This window comes from Sphingomonas sp. 3-13AW (assembly GCF_049311085.1).
Classification (GTDB): Bacteria; Pseudomonadota; Alphaproteobacteria; order Sphingomonadales; family Sphingomonadaceae; genus Sphingomonas.
Genome location: NZ_JASNVZ010000002.1, coordinates 223151 through 241550 on the forward strand (window position 1 = coordinate 223151; position 18400 = coordinate 241550).

Annotated in this window: 9 protein-coding genes; all 9 read left to right on the forward strand. The window is 66.9% G+C overall.

Annotated features, from left to right (window positions below; genetic code table 11):
• The first annotated feature begins 267 nt into the window (after positions 1–267).
• The 9 genes from QP045_RS04235 to nagE all read left to right on the forward strand — a co-directional run bounded on the left by QP045_RS04235 (position 268) and on the right by nagE (position 18378).
• Positions 268–3165, forward strand: coding sequence for a TonB-dependent receptor domain-containing protein (locus QP045_RS04235; protein ID WP_422513711.1), 2898 nt, complete (start codon positions 268–270; stop codon positions 3163–3165).
• Positions 3166–3274: 109 nt separating this feature from the next.
• A complete protein-coding gene (locus QP045_RS04240) occupies positions 3275–6421 on the forward strand; it encodes a glycoside hydrolase family 2 TIM barrel-domain containing protein (RefSeq protein ID WP_422513712.1) in 3147 nt (1048 codons plus the stop codon).
• A 1-nt stretch (position 6422) separates the two neighbouring features.
• A complete protein-coding gene (locus tag QP045_RS04245) occupies positions 6423–8747 on the forward strand; it encodes a DPP IV N-terminal domain-containing protein (RefSeq protein WP_422513713.1) in 2325 nt (774 codons plus the stop codon).
• Between the two features lie 55 nt (positions 8748–8802).
• Entirely contained in the window at positions 8803–11124 is a 2322-nt protein-coding gene (locus tag QP045_RS04250) for a GH92 family glycosyl hydrolase (RefSeq protein WP_422513714.1), read from the forward strand.
• Complete coding sequence (locus tag QP045_RS04255; protein ID WP_422513715.1) at positions 11124–11867, forward strand: copper homeostasis protein CutC; 744 nt, start codon at positions 11124–11126, stop codon at positions 11865–11867. The genes QP045_RS04250 and QP045_RS04255 overlap by 1 nt, the downstream gene beginning before the upstream one ends.
• A gap of 40 nt (positions 11868–11907) precedes the next feature.
• Positions 11908–12957: an SIS domain-containing protein gene (locus QP045_RS04260; RefSeq protein ID WP_422513716.1), complete on the forward strand. Its 1050-nt coding sequence runs from the start codon at positions 11908–11910 to the stop codon at positions 12955–12957.
• Positions 12954–14090, forward strand: a complete 1137-nt coding sequence (gene nagA, locus QP045_RS04265; RefSeq protein ID WP_422513717.1) for an N-acetylglucosamine-6-phosphate deacetylase — start codon at positions 12954–12956, stop codon at positions 14088–14090. The genes QP045_RS04260 and nagA overlap by 4 nt, the downstream gene beginning before the upstream one ends.
• Positions 14091–14143: 53 nt before the next feature.
• Positions 14144–16678 carry a phosphoenolpyruvate--protein phosphotransferase gene (gene ptsP / locus QP045_RS04270; protein WP_422513718.1) on the forward strand — a complete coding sequence of 845 codons (2535 nt, stop codon included), beginning with the start codon at positions 14144–14146 and terminating at the stop codon, positions 16676–16678.
• On the forward strand, positions 16675–18378 hold the full coding sequence (nagE, locus tag QP045_RS04275) for an N-acetylglucosamine-specific PTS transporter subunit IIBC (protein WP_422513719.1): 1704 nt from the start codon (positions 16675–16677) through the stop codon (positions 18376–18378). The genes ptsP and nagE overlap by 4 nt, the downstream gene beginning before the upstream one ends.
• Positions 18379–18400 lie beyond the last annotated feature (22 nt).

Below are 18400 nucleotides of genomic sequence, written 5' to 3' on the forward strand. Positions count from 1 at the left end.
CGACAGGCGCGATCGGTGCGACGGTCGCCGGCTGCCTAGGAGTGGCGAAAGACGGTCTCGTGGCGGTATCGTGACAGGTGCGTTACAACACCGAGCGGCGCCAGCCTGGGGCCACGAAGCGCCGGCATTTCGTGTCGCGCAGCGTATCGCGAAAGCAACACTCGGCCCTTAGAAATCTCCTCCCCAATAAGAATCGTATAACGTATTTGACATTTCGTATCCGATCGGGTGTGTTCTGATCAGGGACTGATCAAGGGGAGAGTAGAGATGCGTCGCAGGGGAATTTTGCGGTACACGTCGGTGATCGCCGTCGCCGCCGCGCTGACCGCTGGGGGACAGGCGCTTGCGCAGACGACCAGCCCGGTCATCGAGGATATCGTCTCGGCGCCTGAGACCGAGGCCGGCTCGATCACGGTCACGGGCACGCGCATCCAGCGGCCGGACCTCACCAGCAACAGCCCGCTCACCGTTGTCGGTGCCCAGGAAATCCGCCTTCAGGGCGCCACCAACGTCGAGAGCGTGCTGAACCGCCTGCCGCAGGTCACCGCCGACTCCAACGAGAATGTATCGAACGGGTCGGACGGCACCGCAAAGGTGAACCTCCGCAACCTGGGCAACAACCGTAACCTCGTGCTCGTGAACGGCCAGCGGCTGCTGCCGGTGCAGGCGGTCGACCTCAACCTGATCCCGTCGGTGCTGGTGGACCGCGTCGATGTGGTCACGGGCGGCGCATCCGCGGTCTATGGTTCCGATGCGATTTCGGGCGTCGTGAACTTCATCCTGAAGCAGGATCTCAACGGGATCCGCGCCGACGCGCAATATGGCTTCTCGTTCCACGACAACAACAACCGCGCGGCCCGCCAGATCGTCCAGGATGCCGGCTATGATCGCGCGAACCGCAACGTGCTCGACGGCCAGCGCCTCGACCTGAACCTGGCAGCCGGCAAGAACTTCGCCGAAGGTCGCGGCAACATCACCGTCTATGGCGGTTACCGTAATGTGAAGCCGATCCTGCAATCGGACCGCGACGTCTCCGCCTGCGCCTTCGATCCGAACTCGACCGCAACCGGCCTTATCTGTGGCGGCTCCTCGAACAACCAGTACGGCCTGTTCACGCCGCTCACCGGCCCGGGGCGCGGCAACAGCTTCGTCAACACCAAGGACGGGCAGAAGACCTGGACGACCTATGGTCCCGACTTCCGCTACAACACGGCGCCGCTGAACTATTTCCAGCGTTCGGATGAGCGCTACACGGCCGGCGGCTTCGCCCGATTCGAGATCAGCCCGGCCGCCGAAGTCTATGCCAGCGGCATGTTCATGGACGACCGCAGCTATTCGCAGGTCGCGCCGTCCGCCATGTGGCAGGGCGACAACTACACCATCAACTGCAACAACCCGCTGATGAGTGCGCAGCAGGGCCAGATCCTCTGCGGTTCCGCCTATGGCACGCCGCAGACGCAGGACCTGTTCGTCGGCTATCGCCCGGTCGCCGGCCTTGCCCGCCCGCGCCGCGACGATCTGCGCCACACCGACTACCGCTTCACCGGCGGCGTCCGCGGCAAGATCGCGGAGGGTATCCAGTATGACGTGAACGCCCTGTATTCGCGGGTGCTGTTCCGCGAGAATTACCAGAACGACATCGACGCACGCCGCGCCAACCGCGGCCTACAGGTGGTGGACGTCAACGGCACCCCCACCTGTACGTCTGTCATCGACGGCACCGATCCGAACTGCGTGCCTCTCGACGTGTTCGGCTATGGCGCGATCTCGCAGGACGCGTTCGACTATATCTATGCGCCGACCTACACGCGGGGCGTCGATACCGAGCAGGTCTATAGCGGCAACATCAGCGCCGACCTGACCAGCTACGGTGTGAGCAGCCCCTGGGCGACGCGCGGCATTGGCCTCGTCCTGGGTGTCGAGCATCGGCGCGAGAGCCTGAAGTTCACCGCCGACGAGCTCGCCCGGTTCAAGGGCACGACCGAGTCCCAGGGCAAGTTCAACGTCAGCGAAATCTACGGCGAAATCGAAATCCCGGTTCTCCAGGACCTGCCGTTCGCCAAATCGCTGACCCTGAACGCGGGCTATCGCCTGTCCGACTACAGCAGCCAGGCGAAGAAGATCTCGACCTACAAGTTCGAGGTCGAATACTCGCCGGTGTCGGACATCCGCTTCCGCGGCAGCTACAACCGCGCGATCCGCGCCCCGAACATCAGCGAACTGTACGCCAGCCAGGGTCTCGGCAACGTCTCGGCGCAGGACCCCTGCTCCGGCGCCAACCCGGTGGCGAGCCTGGAGCAGTGCCTGGCGACCGGCGTGACCCCGGCGCAATATGGCACGATCCCCGAGTGCCCGGCGCAGACCTGCGTATCGCTGTTCGGCGGCAACCCCAACGTCCGCCCGGAAAAGGGCGACACCTACACCGCGGGCATGGTGCTGACGCCCAGCTTCCTCCCGCGCTTCTCGCTGTCGGTCGACTACTTCAACATCAAGGTGAAGGACTACATCGGCTCGATCCCGGCGGCGCTGTCGATCGAGCAGTGCCTCGAGAGCGGTCAGGCGTATTTCTGCGATCTGTTCCGACGTGATCCGCGCACCGGCGTGCTGTTCGGCCGCGAAGGCTATGTCGTTTCGACGACCCTTAACACGGGGTCGCTTGCCACCGCCGGCATCGACGTGGTCGCGAGCTACTCGGTTCCGACGGCTTCGGTGGGTACCTTCTCCGCCGATCTCGTGGGCACCTGGCTCGACAAGCTGGTGACGGAGCCGGTTCCGGGCCTGGGTTCCTATGACTGCAAGGGCCTGTTCGGTCCGACCTGCGGCCAGCCCACGCCAGAATGGCGCCACCAGGCTCGCCTGACCTGGACCGACGCACAGAAGATCGGCACCATCTCGCTCAACTGGCGCTACATCGGCGCGACCGAGATCTACACCGGCGCCGCGCTGAACCACGATATCAACGCGTATAACTACTTCGACCTCGCCGGGACGGTGAAGGTGCAGGAAGGCATCATCTTCCGCGCCGGCGTGAACAACCTGCTCGACAAGGATCCGCCCTTCCTCGCGCAGGGTAACCTCTATGCCTTTGGCAACGGGAACACTTATCCCGGCGTGTATGACGTCGCCGGACGGACGCTGTTCATGGGCATCAGCGCCAACTTCTAAAATCCGGCCGGCAGGTTCACCCAAAGGGCGAGCCTGCCGCACCGGCGAACGACAGAGGCGGTCCAGTCGGATCGCCTCTTCGCGTCCGACGCGTTTCAGAGGAACGAGCGTGACCATAGCCCGCCGCCGCACCGCGCTCCTCGCAACGCTGGCGCTGGCCGGCCTGGCGTCCGCGCCCGCCTACGCGGCCCCAGCCTCGACAGATGCACGGCCCGAGTGGGAGCAGCCGGAAGTCTTCCAGATCGGCAAGGAAGCGGCCCACGCGACCTTCCGCGGCTATCCGACCCGCGCCGAGGCGCTTGCCGACAAGCCCGAGCAATCGCGATATCACCGCTCGCTCGACGGCGAATGGCAGTTCGCCTTCTCTCCCAATCCCGAGGCTCGGCCGAAGGACTTCTACCGTCCCGATTATGACGTCTCGGGCTGGAAGACCGTGCAGGTGCCCGGCATCCTGCAGGCCCTGGGTTACGGGCAGCCGCTGTTCAGCAGCTCGGGCTATCCGTTCGGGACGAACCAGCCGTTGGTGCGGCATGACATGAACGAGGTCGGGTCCTATCGGCGCGAGTTCGAGGTCGGTGCGGATTGGGCCGATCGCGACGTGTTTCTGACCATCGGCGCGGCTGGTGCTGCCTATTACGTCTGGGTGAACGGCGCGCGCGTCGGGTACAGCGAGGACTCAAAACTTCCTTCCGAATTCAATGTGACGCCGCACCTGCGGCAGGGGCGCAACGTCGTCGCGATCGAACTCTATCGCTACGCCGACGGCAGCTATCTGGAGGACCAGGATTTCTGGCGCCTGAGTGGCATCGAGCGGAGCGTCACGCTGTATGCGGCGCCGAAAACGCGCATCCGCGACTTCGAGGCGCGGGCGGGGCTCACCAACAACTACCGCGACGGATCGCTCGACCTGTCCGTGGAAGTTGCCGGCAAGAAGGCGCCGGCCCGCGTCCGGGCGACGGTACTCGACGGGGAGACTGCGCTGCTGACGCGCGAGGTGGGCGTGACGGGTCCGAACGGGACCGCGCGGGTGCGGGCTACCCTGCCCGGCATCCGCAGCTGGTCCGCCGAGCGGCCGGATCTCTATACGCTGATCGTCGAGCTGCTCGACGCGAAGGGCGAGGTGATCGAGGCGACGCGACAGCGCATCGGCTTTCGGACGATCGAGATCGTCGACAATGAAGTCCGGGTAAACGGCAAGCGGGTGATGATCCGCGGCGTGAACCGCCATGAGCATGATCCGCACACCTTCCGCGTGCTGTCCGAAGAGAGCATGCGCAAGGACATCGAGCTGATGAAGCGCGCGAATGTGAACGCGGTTCGCAACTCGCATTATCCCAACGATCCGCGCTGGTACGCGCTCACCGACGAATATGGCCTCTACGTGATGGACGAGGCCAATATCGAGAGCCACACCTATATGGCGATCGGCAACTCCAGCCCCGATCGCTCAAAGCACCAGCTGGGCTTCAAGCCGGAATGGGCGGCCGCCCATATGGACCGGGTTCGGCGCATGGTGGAGCGCGACAAGAACCACCCTTCGGTCGTCTTCTGGTCGCTCGGCAATGAGGCCGGCATCGGCCCGAACTTCGAGGCTGCCGGGCGGTGGGCCAAGCAACGGGATCCGAGCCGGCTGCTCAACTATCTCGGCTGGGGCACGTTGATCTGGCGGCACGACCCCAACAGCTATGTCGACTTCTATGCCCCCATGTACGACGACATCGAGAAGATGGTCGATTATGCGACCTCCCCCGAATTCACCCAGCCGATGATCCAGTGCGAATATGGCCATGCGATGGGCAACAGCCTGGGCAATCTGCAGGATTATTGGGACGTCATCCGCGCCCACAAGAAGCTGCAGGGCGGCTTCCTGTGGGACTGGGTGGACCAGTCGATGCTGCGCAAGAACAAGGACGGGCGCGACTATTGGGCGCAGGGCTTCGATTACGGGCCCAACCCGATTGGCGACGACAGCACGATCGGCGACGGGGTGATCCAGGCGGATCGCACGCCGGACCCGGAGTATCATGAGGTGGCAAAGGTCTATGCGCCGATCTCGTTCGAGGCGGTCGACGCCCACGCCGGCCGCTTCACGCTGGTGAACCGGCACGACCACATCGGGCTGGAGGGTTTCCGCTTCGACTGGGAGCTGCTGGAGGACGGGATCGCGGTGGCACGCGGAGATGCGACCGCGCTGCCGACACCGGCTGGCGAGCGCACGCCGATGGACATCGCGCTGCCGCAGCGAACGAAAGCGGGGGCCGAATATCGCGTGGTGCTGCGCGCCCATGCCGGTGCTGGCACGGTGCCGATGGTGCCGGAAGGCACCGTAATGGCGTGGGAGCAGTTCGCGCTCGAGGGTCCCGCGAGCCCCCTGCCCGCCTTCGCCAGTGCGGGCGTGAAGCCGGTTGCCCAGGCGGGCACGCTGCAGTTGGCGGCGGCGGGCGCCGTGCTGGAGGTGGATGCCAAGACCGGATTGCTCATCCGCTATGCAGCGAACGGGCGCGAGTTGCTGACGGGCGGCGCGCCGAACTTCTGGAGGGCGCCGACCGACAACGACATCGGCACCGGCATCCCCAAGAGCCACGCCATGTGGAAGCTGTTCTCCGAGAAGCGGACACTGACCTCCGCCCGGATCGAGGGCGATGCGATCTCGATCAGCTATAACATCGGCGCCGGGGCAGTGCGGTTCGAGACGCGATACCGCATGGCCGGGGACGGCGCAGTGCGGGTCGAGGCGAGCTTTGTTCCGCTGCGCGACGATCTGCCCGATCCCCTTCGTATCGGCCTCGCCTTTGCGACGCCGCCGGCGCTCGATCAGGTGCAATGGTATGGTCGCGGGCCGCACGAAACCTATTCCGACCGCAAGACGAGCGGGCTGATCGCGGTGCATGGCGGCGCGCTCGCCGAGCAGCACCATGACTATATCCGCCCGCAGGAGACCGGGGCCAAGCAGGACGTGCGCTGGGTGGCGTTGTCGGGCAAGGCCGGCGGCGTTCGCGCGACCGGCGCGCAGCCGCTGTCGGTCAATGCCCTCGCCTTTCCCTATTCCGACCTGGAGATGAAACCGGTCGGCGAGGCGCACAGCTCCGATATCCGACCGCACGGCAACGGCACGCTCCTGGTCGATGCGGTACAGACCGGCGTCGGCGGCGACACCGGATGGAACGCCGATGGCCGACCCCATGTGAAATACCGGATTCCGCTGGAGCCGCGCAGCTTCGCGTTCGAGATCCGGCCCGAAGTCTCCAGGAACTGACATGATTTTTGCAAAGCTGCTCGCCGGCGCCGCTCTCTCCGCGCTCGTCACCCTGCCCCTGCCGGCCCTCGCAGGGGCGCCAGATCGCGCGGCGTTCCAACGGTCCGTCGACCTGCGGCAGGACTGGATGTTCCTGACCCGGGACGTGGCCGGCGAAGCCATCTGGAGCGCGGACGGAACGCGCTTTGCCTATCGCAAGACCGTCGAAGGCGGCTTCGCCTTTGTGACCGTCGACGCGCAGACGCTTGCCAAGACTGCGTCGTTCGACGCGACACGTTTGGCAGCGGCACTTGGGGAGGCGACGGGCAGCAAGGTCGACCCGCTGCGCCTGCCGTTCGAGAGTTTCGACTTTGGCGACGGCGCGACGATCACCTTCGCGATCGACTATACGCCGTGGCAGTGCGACCTCGCCGCGTATCGCTGCGCAAAGCAGGAGGCGAAGGATCGCAGCCGACCGCGCGGCTTTGGCGTGGTGCGTGACATGAGCGTGCCGGCCGACGACCGCCCCCACCGGTCGCCCGACGGGCGGTATGAAGCGCTGGTGGTGGACGACAATATCGTGGTCCGAGGCGCCGACGGCAGCAATCCGGTGACGCTCAGCACGGATGGAACACCGGGCGACTTCTACGATCCTGAGACGATCCGCTGGTCGCCGGACTCCCGGCATCTGGTCGCCTATCGCGTGCGCCCCGGATACCAGCGTCAGGTGACGCGAGTTGCAGCAGCGCCCACGGACTCGCTTCAGCCGCAGGTGCGGACGCAGCTCTATCCGAAGCCGGGCGACGCGGTGGACCAGGAGCGGCCGGTGCTGTTCGAGGTCGCAGCACGGCGGCGGATCGAAGTGGCGGACACGCTGTTCCCCAACCCCTATCAACTATCCGACCTGACCTGGCGCAAGGACGGCCGCAGCTTTGCGTTCGAATATCTGCGCCGTGGCCATCAGCAGGCCCGCATGATCTCCGTGGACGTCGCCACGGGTGCGGCCCATGCCCCGGTGACCGAGGACGCCAGGACCTTCTTCTACTGGGATCGCCGGTTCAGCCATGACGTCGGCGGGCTCGGCCGGGAGATCCTGTGGACTTCCGAGCGGGACGGCTGGAACCACCTCTACCTGATCGACGGCCGGACTGGCCGGGTGAAGAACCAGGTCACGCGTGGCAACTGGGTCGTGCGCGAAGTGGTGAAGGTCGACGACGAGAAGCGGCAGATCTGGTTCGCCGCAAGCGGCATGCACCCGGGCAAGGATCCCTATTACAAACACTACTTCCGGGTCGACTTCGACGGTCGCAACCTGGTCGCCCTGACGAGCGCGGACGCGACGCACGAGGTGCGCTTCTCGCCGGACATGACCCGCTACGTTGATGCCTATTCGCGGGTGGACCTGCCGACCGTTTCGGAACTTCGCGACGCGCGCGACGGGCGGCTGATCACGACTCTGGAGCGCGGCGATATCTCGCGGCTGCTCGCTGCCGGCTTCCGTCCGCCCGAGCCGTTCGTCGCCAAGGGCCGCGATGGCAAGACCGACATCTGGGGGCTGGTCGTGCGCCCGCGCGACTATGACCCCGCCAAGCGCTACCCCGTCATCGAGAACATCTATGCGGGGCCGCACGACAGCTTCGTGCCAAAGGCGTTTTGGCCGTTCGGCTATCATTCCGGCGGCGACAAGGTGATCGGCATGCAGGCGCAGGCGGACCTGGGCTTCATCGTCGTACAGATCGACGGCATGGGCACGGCAAACCGGTCGAAAGCGTTTCACGATGTTGCGTGGAAGAACCTGGCGGACTCGGGCTTTGCCGATCGCATCCTGTGGCACAAGGCGCTGGCGGCCAAGGACCCGGCGTACGACATCAGCCGCGTGGGCATCTATGGCGCCTCCGCCGGTGGCCAGAGCTCGCTCAACGCGCTGCTGTTCCACCCCGATTTCTACAAGGCGGGGGTCGCCTATGCCGGCTGCTACGACAACCGGATGGACAAGATCAGCTGGAATGAACAGTGGCTCGGCTGGCCGGTGGACGAGAGCTATGCCGCCGCATCGGGCGTTGATCATGCCGGCAAGCTCCAGGGCGAGCTGCTGCTGATCGTTGGCGAGCAGGACAGCAATGTCGATCCTGCCTCCACCATGCAGGTCGCCGATGCCCTGATCCGCGCAGGCAAGGACTTTGAACTGCTGGCCTTGCCCAACGAAGAGCATAGCGTCGGACGCTCGACCGGACCGATCAACTATGTCCAGCGCCGTCAATTCGACTTTTTCGTCCGCAAGCTTCGCGGTGAGGCGACGCCGAAGTGGAATATGGCGACGACGGCAACCAATTCCGCAAACAAATAGCGGAATCTTTTTCGCGGGCTCTTCCGTCCGGCTTCGAGCTGGTTACACTCGCGTCATGAACAGGTTCCGCACCCGCCTCGTCTCCGTTGCCGCGCTTGCGCTCGCAATGCCCATGCTGCTTGGCAACGGCTATCAGGATGTCGATCCCCGCATCGGCACGGGCGGCGAAGGCCACACCTTCCCCGGCGCGGTCGCCCCGTTCGGGATGGTTCAGCTCAGCCCGGATACGGACACTGGGTGCGAGATCCGCGAATGCTACCCGCACGCGGCCGGCTATCGGTATGACGACCCGACCATCCAGGGGTTTTCGCACACCCATTTTTCCGGTTCCGGCCATTCGGACCTGGGCGACTTCCTGGTGATGCCCGTCTCGGGCGACGTCGTGCCGCTGGAACCGGGCGATCCCAAACAGCCGGGTTCCGGCTATCGCTCGCGGTTCAGCCATGCCGATGAAGTCGCGCAGCCGGGCTATTATGCGGTGACGCTGACCGATCCCAGGGTGCGGGCGGAGATGACCGCCGGCACGCGGGTTGGCGTCCACCGCTATACGTTCGCCAAGGACAAGGCCGCGCACCTTCTGCTCGACCTGCGCAGCTCGCTCTACAATTACCCCGGCAAGATCCTGTGGTCTTCGCTGCGGATGCGGCCCGACGGGACGATGACGGGATCGCGCACGACGCGCGGGTGGGCGGCCGGGCGCCAGCTCTATTTCGCGATGCGTTTCTCCGCACCGGTGAAGGACCACGCGTTCGTCAGCACCGAGAAGGACGTGAAGTACAAGGGCTTCCAGGCGCCGGGCCGTGGCAGCGACGCGGTGGCGGAGCGCAGCGGCCAGGCACTGGTCGCCCGGCTCGACTTCGGGAACCTAGACGCGCCGCTCGAGGTAACGGTCGCGATCTCCTCGGTGGACGAGGCCGGCGCGATTGCGAACCTGGAGAGCGAGAGCGGCGGGTTCGAGGCAGTGCGCAGCGCCACCCGCGGCGCCTGGGAAAAGGCATTGTCCGCCGTCGAGATCGAGGCGCCAGAGCCGATGCGCCGCAACCTCTACACGGCCCTCTACCACACCCTGATCGCGCCTTCGGTCGCGGGCGATGTGGACGGGCGGTATCGTGGGCCGGACAACGCCGTGCACAAGGCGGAGGGATTTACCTTCCGCTCGACCTTTTCGCTGTGGGACACGTTCCGTGCCGAGCATCCGCTCCTGACGCTGGTCGCGCCGGAAAAGGCCAACAGCGACATGATCCGCTCGCTGATCGCCAGCCAGAAGGTGAGCCCGGACGGCATCCTGCCTGTATGGCAGTTCCAGGGGCGCGAGACCTGGACGATGATCGGCTATCACGCGGTGCCGGTCATCGCCGATGCGTATCTGAAGGGGATCGGCGGCTTCGATCCGAACGAGGCGCTCGACGCCATGATCGCGAGCGCGACCTACGCGCCATATGGCGGCCTGGGCGACTATCAAAAGCTTGGCTATGTCCCGATCGATCGCGAGCCCGAGGCAGCGTCGAAGACGGTCGAATATGCATATGACGACTGGACGATCGCTCGCATGGCGGAAAAGCTCGGCCGTACAGACGTCGCCAAGCAGTTCTACGCGCGTGCCGGCAACTGGCGGAACAGCTTCGATCCGAAGACCGGTTTCGTCCGCGCGAGGAAGAGTGACGGGGCGTTCCGCACCCCCTTTGATCCGACCGCGATCAACTACGGGTCCGATTATACCGAGGGCAACGCCTGGCAATATAGCTGGTTCGTGCCCCAGGATCAGGCCGCGCTGTTCCGCGCGATGGGTGGCGACGCAAAGACCATCGCCAAGCTCGACGCCATGTTTGAATATGATAATTCCAAGCTCGACTACAGCCATGCCGAGGACATTGCAGGCCTGATCGGCCAGTATATCCACGGTAATGAACCGAGCCACCACGTCGCCTATCTCTATGCCCATGCCGGCGCACCCTGGCGGACGCAGGCGCGGCTGAAGCAGATCGTCGACAGCCAGTACAAGCCGACGCCGGACGGGCTCTCCGGCAACGACGATCTCGGCCAGATGTCGGCCTGGCTCATGTTCACCGGGCTCGGCTTCTACCCCGTGACGCCTGGCAGCCTGGAATATGTGATCGGGCGCCCGTTCGTGGATCGCGCGGCGCTCAACCTTCCGAACGGCAAGCGCTTCACCGTGGTCACGGAGGGGCTGAACGACGCCAATCTCTACGTCGGCAAGGTTTTCCTGAACGGGAAGCCGCTGCCCCGCACCTATCTCCGCCACGACGAGATCATGGCTGGTGGTGAGTTGCGCTTCCTGATGCAGGCGACGCCGAACCGCAGCTGGGGCAAGGCCGCAAGCGCCCGTCCCTATTCGATGAGCGGAGCAAAGCGTTGATGCCGATGCTGGAAGTGTGCGTCGACGAGGCTGCGGGGATCGAGGCCGCAGTCGCCGGCGGTGCTGACCGCATCGAATTGTGCGCCGCCCTCTCGGTGGGGGGCCTGACGCCCCCCGTCTCGCTGGTCCGGCTCGCGACCGAGGCGCCGATCCCGGTGAACCTGCTGGCGCGCCCGCGTGACGGCGACTTCTGCTACAGCGCGGCGGAGGTGGCGCTGATTGCCGAGGACATCACGCTCGCGGCCGAGGCCGGGCTCGCCGGCGTCGTCATCGGTGCCAGCGCGCCGGATCGCCGTCTCGATGCGCTGCTGCTTGCCGGGTTGGTCGCGCACGCGCGGGAAGCCGGTGCGAAACGCGGGCGGCCGCTGTCGCTGACCCTCCATCGTGCGTTCGATCTCTGCCCCGACCTGCCCGCGGCGCTCGACGTGGCGGTGGAACTGGGGTTCGATCGCATCCTCACCTCCGGCGGCGAGCCGCGCGCGGCGGACGCCCTGCCCATGCTGGCGGAACTACACCAGCGTGCAGCCGGTCGGATCATCATCCTGCCCGGCAGCGGCATCGACGCAAATTGCCTGCCGGCAGTACTGGAAACGGGTGTGCGGGAGGCTCATGCTTCTTGCCGCAGCCCGAGCGAGGATGCCGGCGAGGTCGAGCGGCGGTTCGGCTTCCAGACCGGGCCGCGGCTGCGCACCGATACGGCCAAGGTAGCGGCGGTGAAGGCCATAATGCTCGGGGTGCGATAGTACCTTGTAGAATACCAATCTGTAACTTATCGTCGCCGGAATGGAACGAGGGGTAACAGTGGCCGACGCGCGCGCGACTCTGATGGCGAGCGAAGCGCGCGAAGCCGGGGAGGCAGTTCGCCGACTGCTGGACAGCAATGGCGCAGCGCTCGCGACGCTCGGCGAGACGCTGCGTGCGCACCCGCCCAAGGTGGTCGTTACCTGTGCGCGCGGGTCATCCGACCATGCCGCGACCTATGGCAAATATCTGATCGAGACCCTGGTGGGCGTGCCCGTCGCTTCGGCCGCGCCATCGGTGGCAAGCGTCTTTCGCGCACCCCTAGCCACCGGAGATTCGCTGTGCATCGCGATTTCGCAGAGCGGGCGTAGCCCCGACCTGCTGGAGACGGTGAAGGCACAAAAGGCTGCAGGCGCGCATGTGGTGGCGCTGGTCAACGACGAGACCTCGCCGTTGGCCGCCCTGGCCGACACGCTGATCGGCCTGAAGGCAGGCCCCGAGCGATCGGTCGCGGCGACCAAGTCCTACATCACGGCGCTTGCCGGGCTTGCCGCGATCGTTGCGTCGTGGAGCCGGGATGCGGAACTGGCGGAGGCGCTGGCCGCCCTGCCGGACGCGCTCGACCAGGCGCGCGACCTCGACTGGAGTGCCGCGCAGGACGCGTTGCTCGATGCGCGCAACCTGTTAGTGATCGGCCGCGGCTATAGCCTGAGCATCGCGCAGGAAGCCGCGCTCAAGTTCAAGGAAACCTCTGGCCTGCATGCCGAGGCGTTCAGCGCGGCAGAGGTCCGCCACGGGCCGATGGCGATCGTCGGCAAGGATTTCCCCGTACTGGGCTTCGCAACCTCCGACGCGGCCGGCGATAGCGTGCGTGAAGCAGCGTCCGACTTCGCGAGCCGCGGCGCGCGGGTTTGCCTCGCCGATGCGCGCGCCGGTGCGCAATCGACCCTTCCCACCATCACCGCCCATCCCGCGATGGAACCGATGCTGATGGTGCAGAGCTTTTACCTGATGATGAATGCGCTGGCGGTGGCTCGGGGATTCGACCCCGACCGTCCGCAGCACCTGCGCAAGGTTACCGAGACCCGATGAGCACGATCCGCTTTGCCAATGGCCGGGTGTTGACCGCAGCCGGCACCCTGGATGGTGCGACGTTCACGCTCGAGCAGGGCCGGATCGTTTCGATCGACCCTGCCGCCCCCGGGGCGGAGCAGGAGATCGACCTGGCCGGAGGCATGGTCGTTCCGGGCTTCATCGACGTGCAGGTCAACGGCGGCGGCGGCGTGCTGTTCAATGACGAGCTCACCCCCGGGGGGATCGACGCGATCGGGCGCGGCCATGCGCCGTTCGGGACCACCGGCTTTCTCCCCACCCTGATCAGCGACGTGCCCGATGCGATCGCGCGGGCGCTCGACGCGACCGAAGAGGCGATCGCGGCGGGCGTGCCCGGCTGCATCGGCGTCCACATCGAAGGGCCGGTGATCAATGCCGCGCGCAAGGGCATCCATGATCCCGCCAAATTCCGGCGGCTGGACGATGGGCTGATCGAGCTGCTCACCCGCCCCCGCAAGGGCAAGGTGCTGCTCACGCTGGCACCCGAGATGGTCTCGCTGGACGACATCCGCCGCCTTGCCGCAGCGGGCGTGATCCTGAGCGTCGGCCACAGCGATGCCGATCACGATACGATCGCGGCTGCGTTCGAGGCGGGCATGACGGGTGTCACCCACCTCTACAACGCCATGTCCCCGCTCAAGCACCGCGCGCCGGGTGTGGTCGGTGCGGCGCTGGACGACCAGCAGGTCTATTGCGGGGTCATCGCCGACGGCTTCCACGTCCATGACGCGGCGTTGCGCATTGCGATGCGCGCGCGGCCGCGCGACCGGTTCCTCCTCGTCACGGACGCGATGTCGTGCGTAGGCGCGAACGTCGACAGCTTCGTCCTGCACGGCCAGACCATTCGCGTCGAGAACGGCTGCTGCCTGGGCGAGGACGGCACGCTTGCCGGCTCGGCGCTGGACATGGCGGGTGCGTTCCGTCACGCCGTGACCCGGCTTGGCCTTACTCCGGAAGAGGCCGCAGGAATGGCTGCGACCAGCCCGGCCGCGTTCCTGGGCCTGTCGCACGAGCGCGGCGCACTGGCGCCGGGGCTGCGCGCGGACTGGGCATGCCTTACCCAAGATCTGCAGCCGGCAGGCACCTGGATTGCCGGCAACCAGGTCGCCTGACTATTCTGCCTGACCCCTCGGAGGATCCCCTGAGCACGACCACGCCGACCGCAATGATCGACGACAAGGCCGTGGCCTCCATCGTCCTCCATGCACCGATGCAGGGCTGGCGCTGCCCGCTCGCCGAAGTGCCGGACGCGGTGTTTGCGCAAGGGATGCTGGGGGCGGGTATCGCGATCGACCCCACCGGCGACACGGTCCACGCCCCCTGTGACGGCACGATCCGCACGCTGCAGCCGACCGGCCATGCCGTGACCATTGCCGCCGCCGACGGTGCCGAGGTGCTGATCCACGTCGGCGTGGACACGGTGGCATTGGGCGGCCGCGGCTTCACGCCGCTGGTGGCGACCGGGGCCAGGGTGAAGCGCGGCGATCCGTTGATCCGGTTCGACCTGGACCTGCTCGTGCGGGAAGCGCCGTCGGTGATCACGCCGGTGCTGCTGCTCGAGAGCGAAGCCTATGCCGTCGAGGCGATCGGCGGCGAAGACCGCGCCGTGGCCGTCGGCGATCCCCTGTTCACGCTGGTCCCGCAGCACGGGGCCGCCAGCCGCGCGGCGCCAACCGACGAAGGTGCGGTGGTTACCCGCGAACTGCGCCTGCCCCTCGCCCACGGCATCCACGCGCGGCCGGCGGCACGCATCCGCGAGACGGCGTTGCGCTTCTCTGCCGAGGTCAGGATCGTCAAGGACGAGCGTGTGGCAAACGCCCGCAGCCCCGTGACGCTGCTGACGCTGGGCGCGCGGCTGGGCGACACGATCCGCGTCGAGGGTTTTGGTGCCGACGCCGAAGCGGCGGTCGAGGCGGTTGCCGCGCTGATCGAAAGCGGCATGGGGGAGGCCGCCGACCCGCTTCAGGCGCCGGGCGCGCCGCAGCCGGTCGCAGTTGCGGCCCCTGCCCCAGCCATTTCTGCCGACGGGCGGCTCGCGGGCGTGACCGCCTCCCCGGGGCTGGCGATCGGTCATGCCCGCACGCTGCACCTTGCCGAGATCGCGGTCGACCCGGAGGGTGTCGGTGCCGAGGAAGAACAGGCCCGGCTCGATCAGGCGCTGCGCACGCTCGCTCGCCGGCTCGAGGCAGAGGCGGCAACCGCTTCGGGCGCGCGGCGCTCGATCCTGGCCGCGCATCGATCGATGCTGGAGGACGAGAGCCTTCGCGATGCGGCACAGGCGATGATCGCCGATGGCGCAAGTGCGAGCTACGCCTGGCGCGAGGCGATCCGGCCGCAGGCGGAGGCGCTGCGTGCCACCGGCGACGCGCACCTCGCCGAGCGCGCCGACGACATGCGTGACCTCGAGCGGCGCATCCTGTCGCTGCTGATGGGTGTCGAAGATGCGCCGATCACCTTTCCGCCGGACACGATCCTGCTCGCCGACGATCTGCTGCCGTCGCAACTGATGGCGCTCGACCCGGCGAATGTCGTCGGCTTCTGCGTCGAAAAGGGCGGACCCACATCACATGTCGCGATCCTCGCGGCGAGCATGGGGCTGCCGGCGCTGGTGGCGATGGGCCCGGCGCTGCACGAGATTGCGGAAGGGTCGATGCTGATCCTCGACGCCGACGCAGCCTCCCTTCAGATCGCACCCGATGCCGAGAAGCTGGCAAGGGCCCGCACGCTGCTCGCGGATCGCCACGCACGTCGGCTGGAAGCGCAGGCCAATGCGGCAGCGCCCTGCCACATGATCGGCGGCGAGCGTATCGAGGTGTTCGCGAACCTCGGCTCGCGCGCCGATGCTGAAGCTGCGGTCGCAAACGGTGCCGAGGGTTGCGGGCTGCTGCGGACCGAGTTCCTGTTCCTGGAGCGCGACACCGCTCCCTCACTCGCCGAGCAAACCGCGGAGTACCAGGCGATTGCCGATGCGCTGGCCGGCCGCGCGCTGATCGTTCGCCTGCTCGACATCGGTGGCGACAAGCCGGCCCCTTATCTTCCGATCCCTGCGGAAGAGAACCCGGCTTTGGGCCTGCGCGGCATCCGGGTGGGCTTTGCGCACCCGCAGCTGCTGCAGGACCAGATCCGCGCCATCCTGCGCGTGCAGCCGATCGGCCAGTGCCGCATCATGATCCCGATGATCGCCAGCCTCGACGAATTGCGGCGCGTGCGCGGCGTCGTCGACGAGATCCGAGGCGAGTTGGGCATCCGCGAGCATGTCGAGGTCGGCGTGATGATCGAGACGCCGGCCGCCGCCGTGACCGCCGACCTGCTGGCGCGCGAGGCCGACTTCCTGTCGGTGGGTACCAACGACCTCACCCAATATGCACTCGCGATGGACCGCGGGAACCCGGCGGTTGCCGGCGCGATCGACGGGCTGCACCCGGCGGTGCTGCGCATGATTGCCGAAACCTGCCGCGGCGCCGCCCGCCATGATCGCTGGACGGGCGTCTGCGGGGGTCTTGCCTCCGACCCGCTCGCCGTGCCGATCCTGGTTGGCCTGGGCGTCACCGAACTGTCCGCGACCGCGGCATTGGTGCCCCAGATCAAGGCGCTGGTCGCCCGCCTTTCGATGGACGCTTGCCGCGCCCATGCCGCCGCCGCGCTGGAATGCGGGTCGGCCGCCGAAGTCCGCACCCTCGCCCGGGAGTTCCGCGCATGAAATCGATCCTGGAAGCGCTGCAGCCGCTGGGCCGCGCGTTGATGCTGCCGATCGCGGTCTTGCCGGTTGCCGGGTTGCTGCTCCGCCTCGGTCAGCCCGACCTGCTCGATATCGCGCTGTTGAGCGCCGCCGGCGATGCGCTGTTCTCGCACCTGGGCCTGTTGTTCGCGATCGGCGTTGCCACCGGCTATGCCCGCGATGGCAATGGCGCGGCCTGCCTGGCCGGCATCGTCTGCTTCCTGGTCACCACCCAGTCCGCTCAGGTGCTGCTGCAGGTGCCGGGCAACGTCATCCAGGGTATGGACACGGCGACCGCTGACATGGCCGCGGCGGCATGGAAGGCCAAGGCGATCGCGCGACTGGACGTGCCGATCGGGATCCTTTCCGGGCTGACCGGGGGCATCTTCTACAACCGTTTTTCCGGCATCAAGCTACCGGAATATCTCGCGTTCTTCGGCGGACGGCGTTTCGTGCCGATCGTCAGCGGTGTCGCCGGCCTCGGGCTGGCGGTGATCGTCGGCACCAGCTTCAATGCGCTGAGCACCGCCATCGACAGCCTGGGCCATGGCATCGCCAATGCGGGCGGGTTCGGCCTGTTCGCCTTTGGCCTGATGAACCGGCTGCTGCTGGTGACCGGGCTGCACCATATCCTGAACAACGTGTTCTGGTTCGTGCTGGGCGACTATAACGGCGCCAACGGGGAGCTGCGGCGCTTCTTTGCGGGCGATCCCACCGCGGGCAGCTTCATGGCGGGGTTCTTCCCGGTGATGATGTTCGGCCTGCCGGCGGCCTGCCTCGCCATGTACCGCACGGCCCTGCCCGAGCGGCGCAAGGCGGTGGGAGGCATGTTGTTCAGCCTGGCGCTGACGTCGATGCTGACGGGCGTGACCGAGCCGATCGAGTTCAGCTTTATGTTCCTCGCCCCGGCGCTCTATGCGGTCCACGCGGTGCTCACCGGCGTGTCGATGACGCTGATGGACATGCTGGGCGTGAAGCTGGGCTTTGGCTTTTCGGCGGGGCTGTTCGACTACGCGCTTAACTATGGAAAGTCGACGCGGCCGCTGATGCTGATCCCGGTCGGGCTGCTGTATTTCGCGCTCTATTACGGCATCTTCAGCTTCGTGATCCGACGGTTCGACCTGAAGACGCCGGGCCGCGAGCCGGAGCCGGTCGGCGCGTCGGCGGCGCCGGCAACAGCCGGCGGGCGCGGCGCGGCGTTCGCAAAGGCGCTGGGCGGTGCGGAGAACCTGTCCGAAGTCGGCGCCTGCACCACGCGGCTGCGGTTGATCGTGAAGGATCAATCCAGGATCGACGAGGCGGCGCTGAAGGCGCTTGGCGCGCGCGGCATCATCCGTCCGTCCGACAAGGCGGTGCAGGTCGTGCTTGGGCCAATTGCCGACGTTGTGGCCGTGGAAATCCGCGACGCGCTCGAGCTGCCTGCGACCGCAGCCCCGGCGGAAGCGCCGGCCGGTTCGGAGGCACAGCTTGCGCCGGCGCTGCTCGCGGCGCTGGGCGGCGCAGCGAACGTCTGCGGCGCGAGCGTTCACGGAAACCGCATCCGGGTCGAGCTGACCGAACCTGCGGACGCTCGCGAAGCAGAGCTGAGCGCGCTTGGTGTGCGTGCCGTGGCCAAGCCGGCGGATGGGCTGGCGCACCTGATCGTGGGCCCTGGCAAGCTCAACGCGCTGCTCGCCCGCTAGGGACCCGAGCCTGTACCCCGGC

Coding starts and splice junctions, on each gene's coding strand:
- QP045_RS04235 (WP_422513711.1), top strand. CDS start 268: ATGCGTCGCAGGGGAATTTTGCGGTACACGTCGGTGATCGCCGTCGCC.
- QP045_RS04245 (WP_422513713.1), top strand. CDS start 6,423: ATGATTTTTGCAAAGCTGCTCGCCGGCGCCGCTCTCTCCGCGCTCGTC.
- QP045_RS04250 (WP_422513714.1), top strand. CDS start 8,803: ATGAACAGGTTCCGCACCCGCCTCGTCTCCGTTGCCGCGCTTGCGCTC.
- QP045_RS04255 (WP_422513715.1), top strand. CDS start 11,124: ATGCCGATGCTGGAAGTGTGCGTCGACGAGGCTGCGGGGATCGAGGCC.
- QP045_RS04260 (WP_422513716.1), top strand. CDS start 11,908: ATGGAACGAGGGGTAACAGTGGCCGACGCGCGCGCGACTCTGATGGCG.
- nagA (WP_422513717.1), top strand. CDS start 12,954: ATGAGCACGATCCGCTTTGCCAATGGCCGGGTGTTGACCGCAGCCGGC.
- ptsP (WP_422513718.1), top strand. CDS start 14,144: ATGATCGACGACAAGGCCGTGGCCTCCATCGTCCTCCATGCACCGATG.
- nagE (WP_422513719.1), top strand. CDS start 16,675: ATGAAATCGATCCTGGAAGCGCTGCAGCCGCTGGGCCGCGCGTTGATG.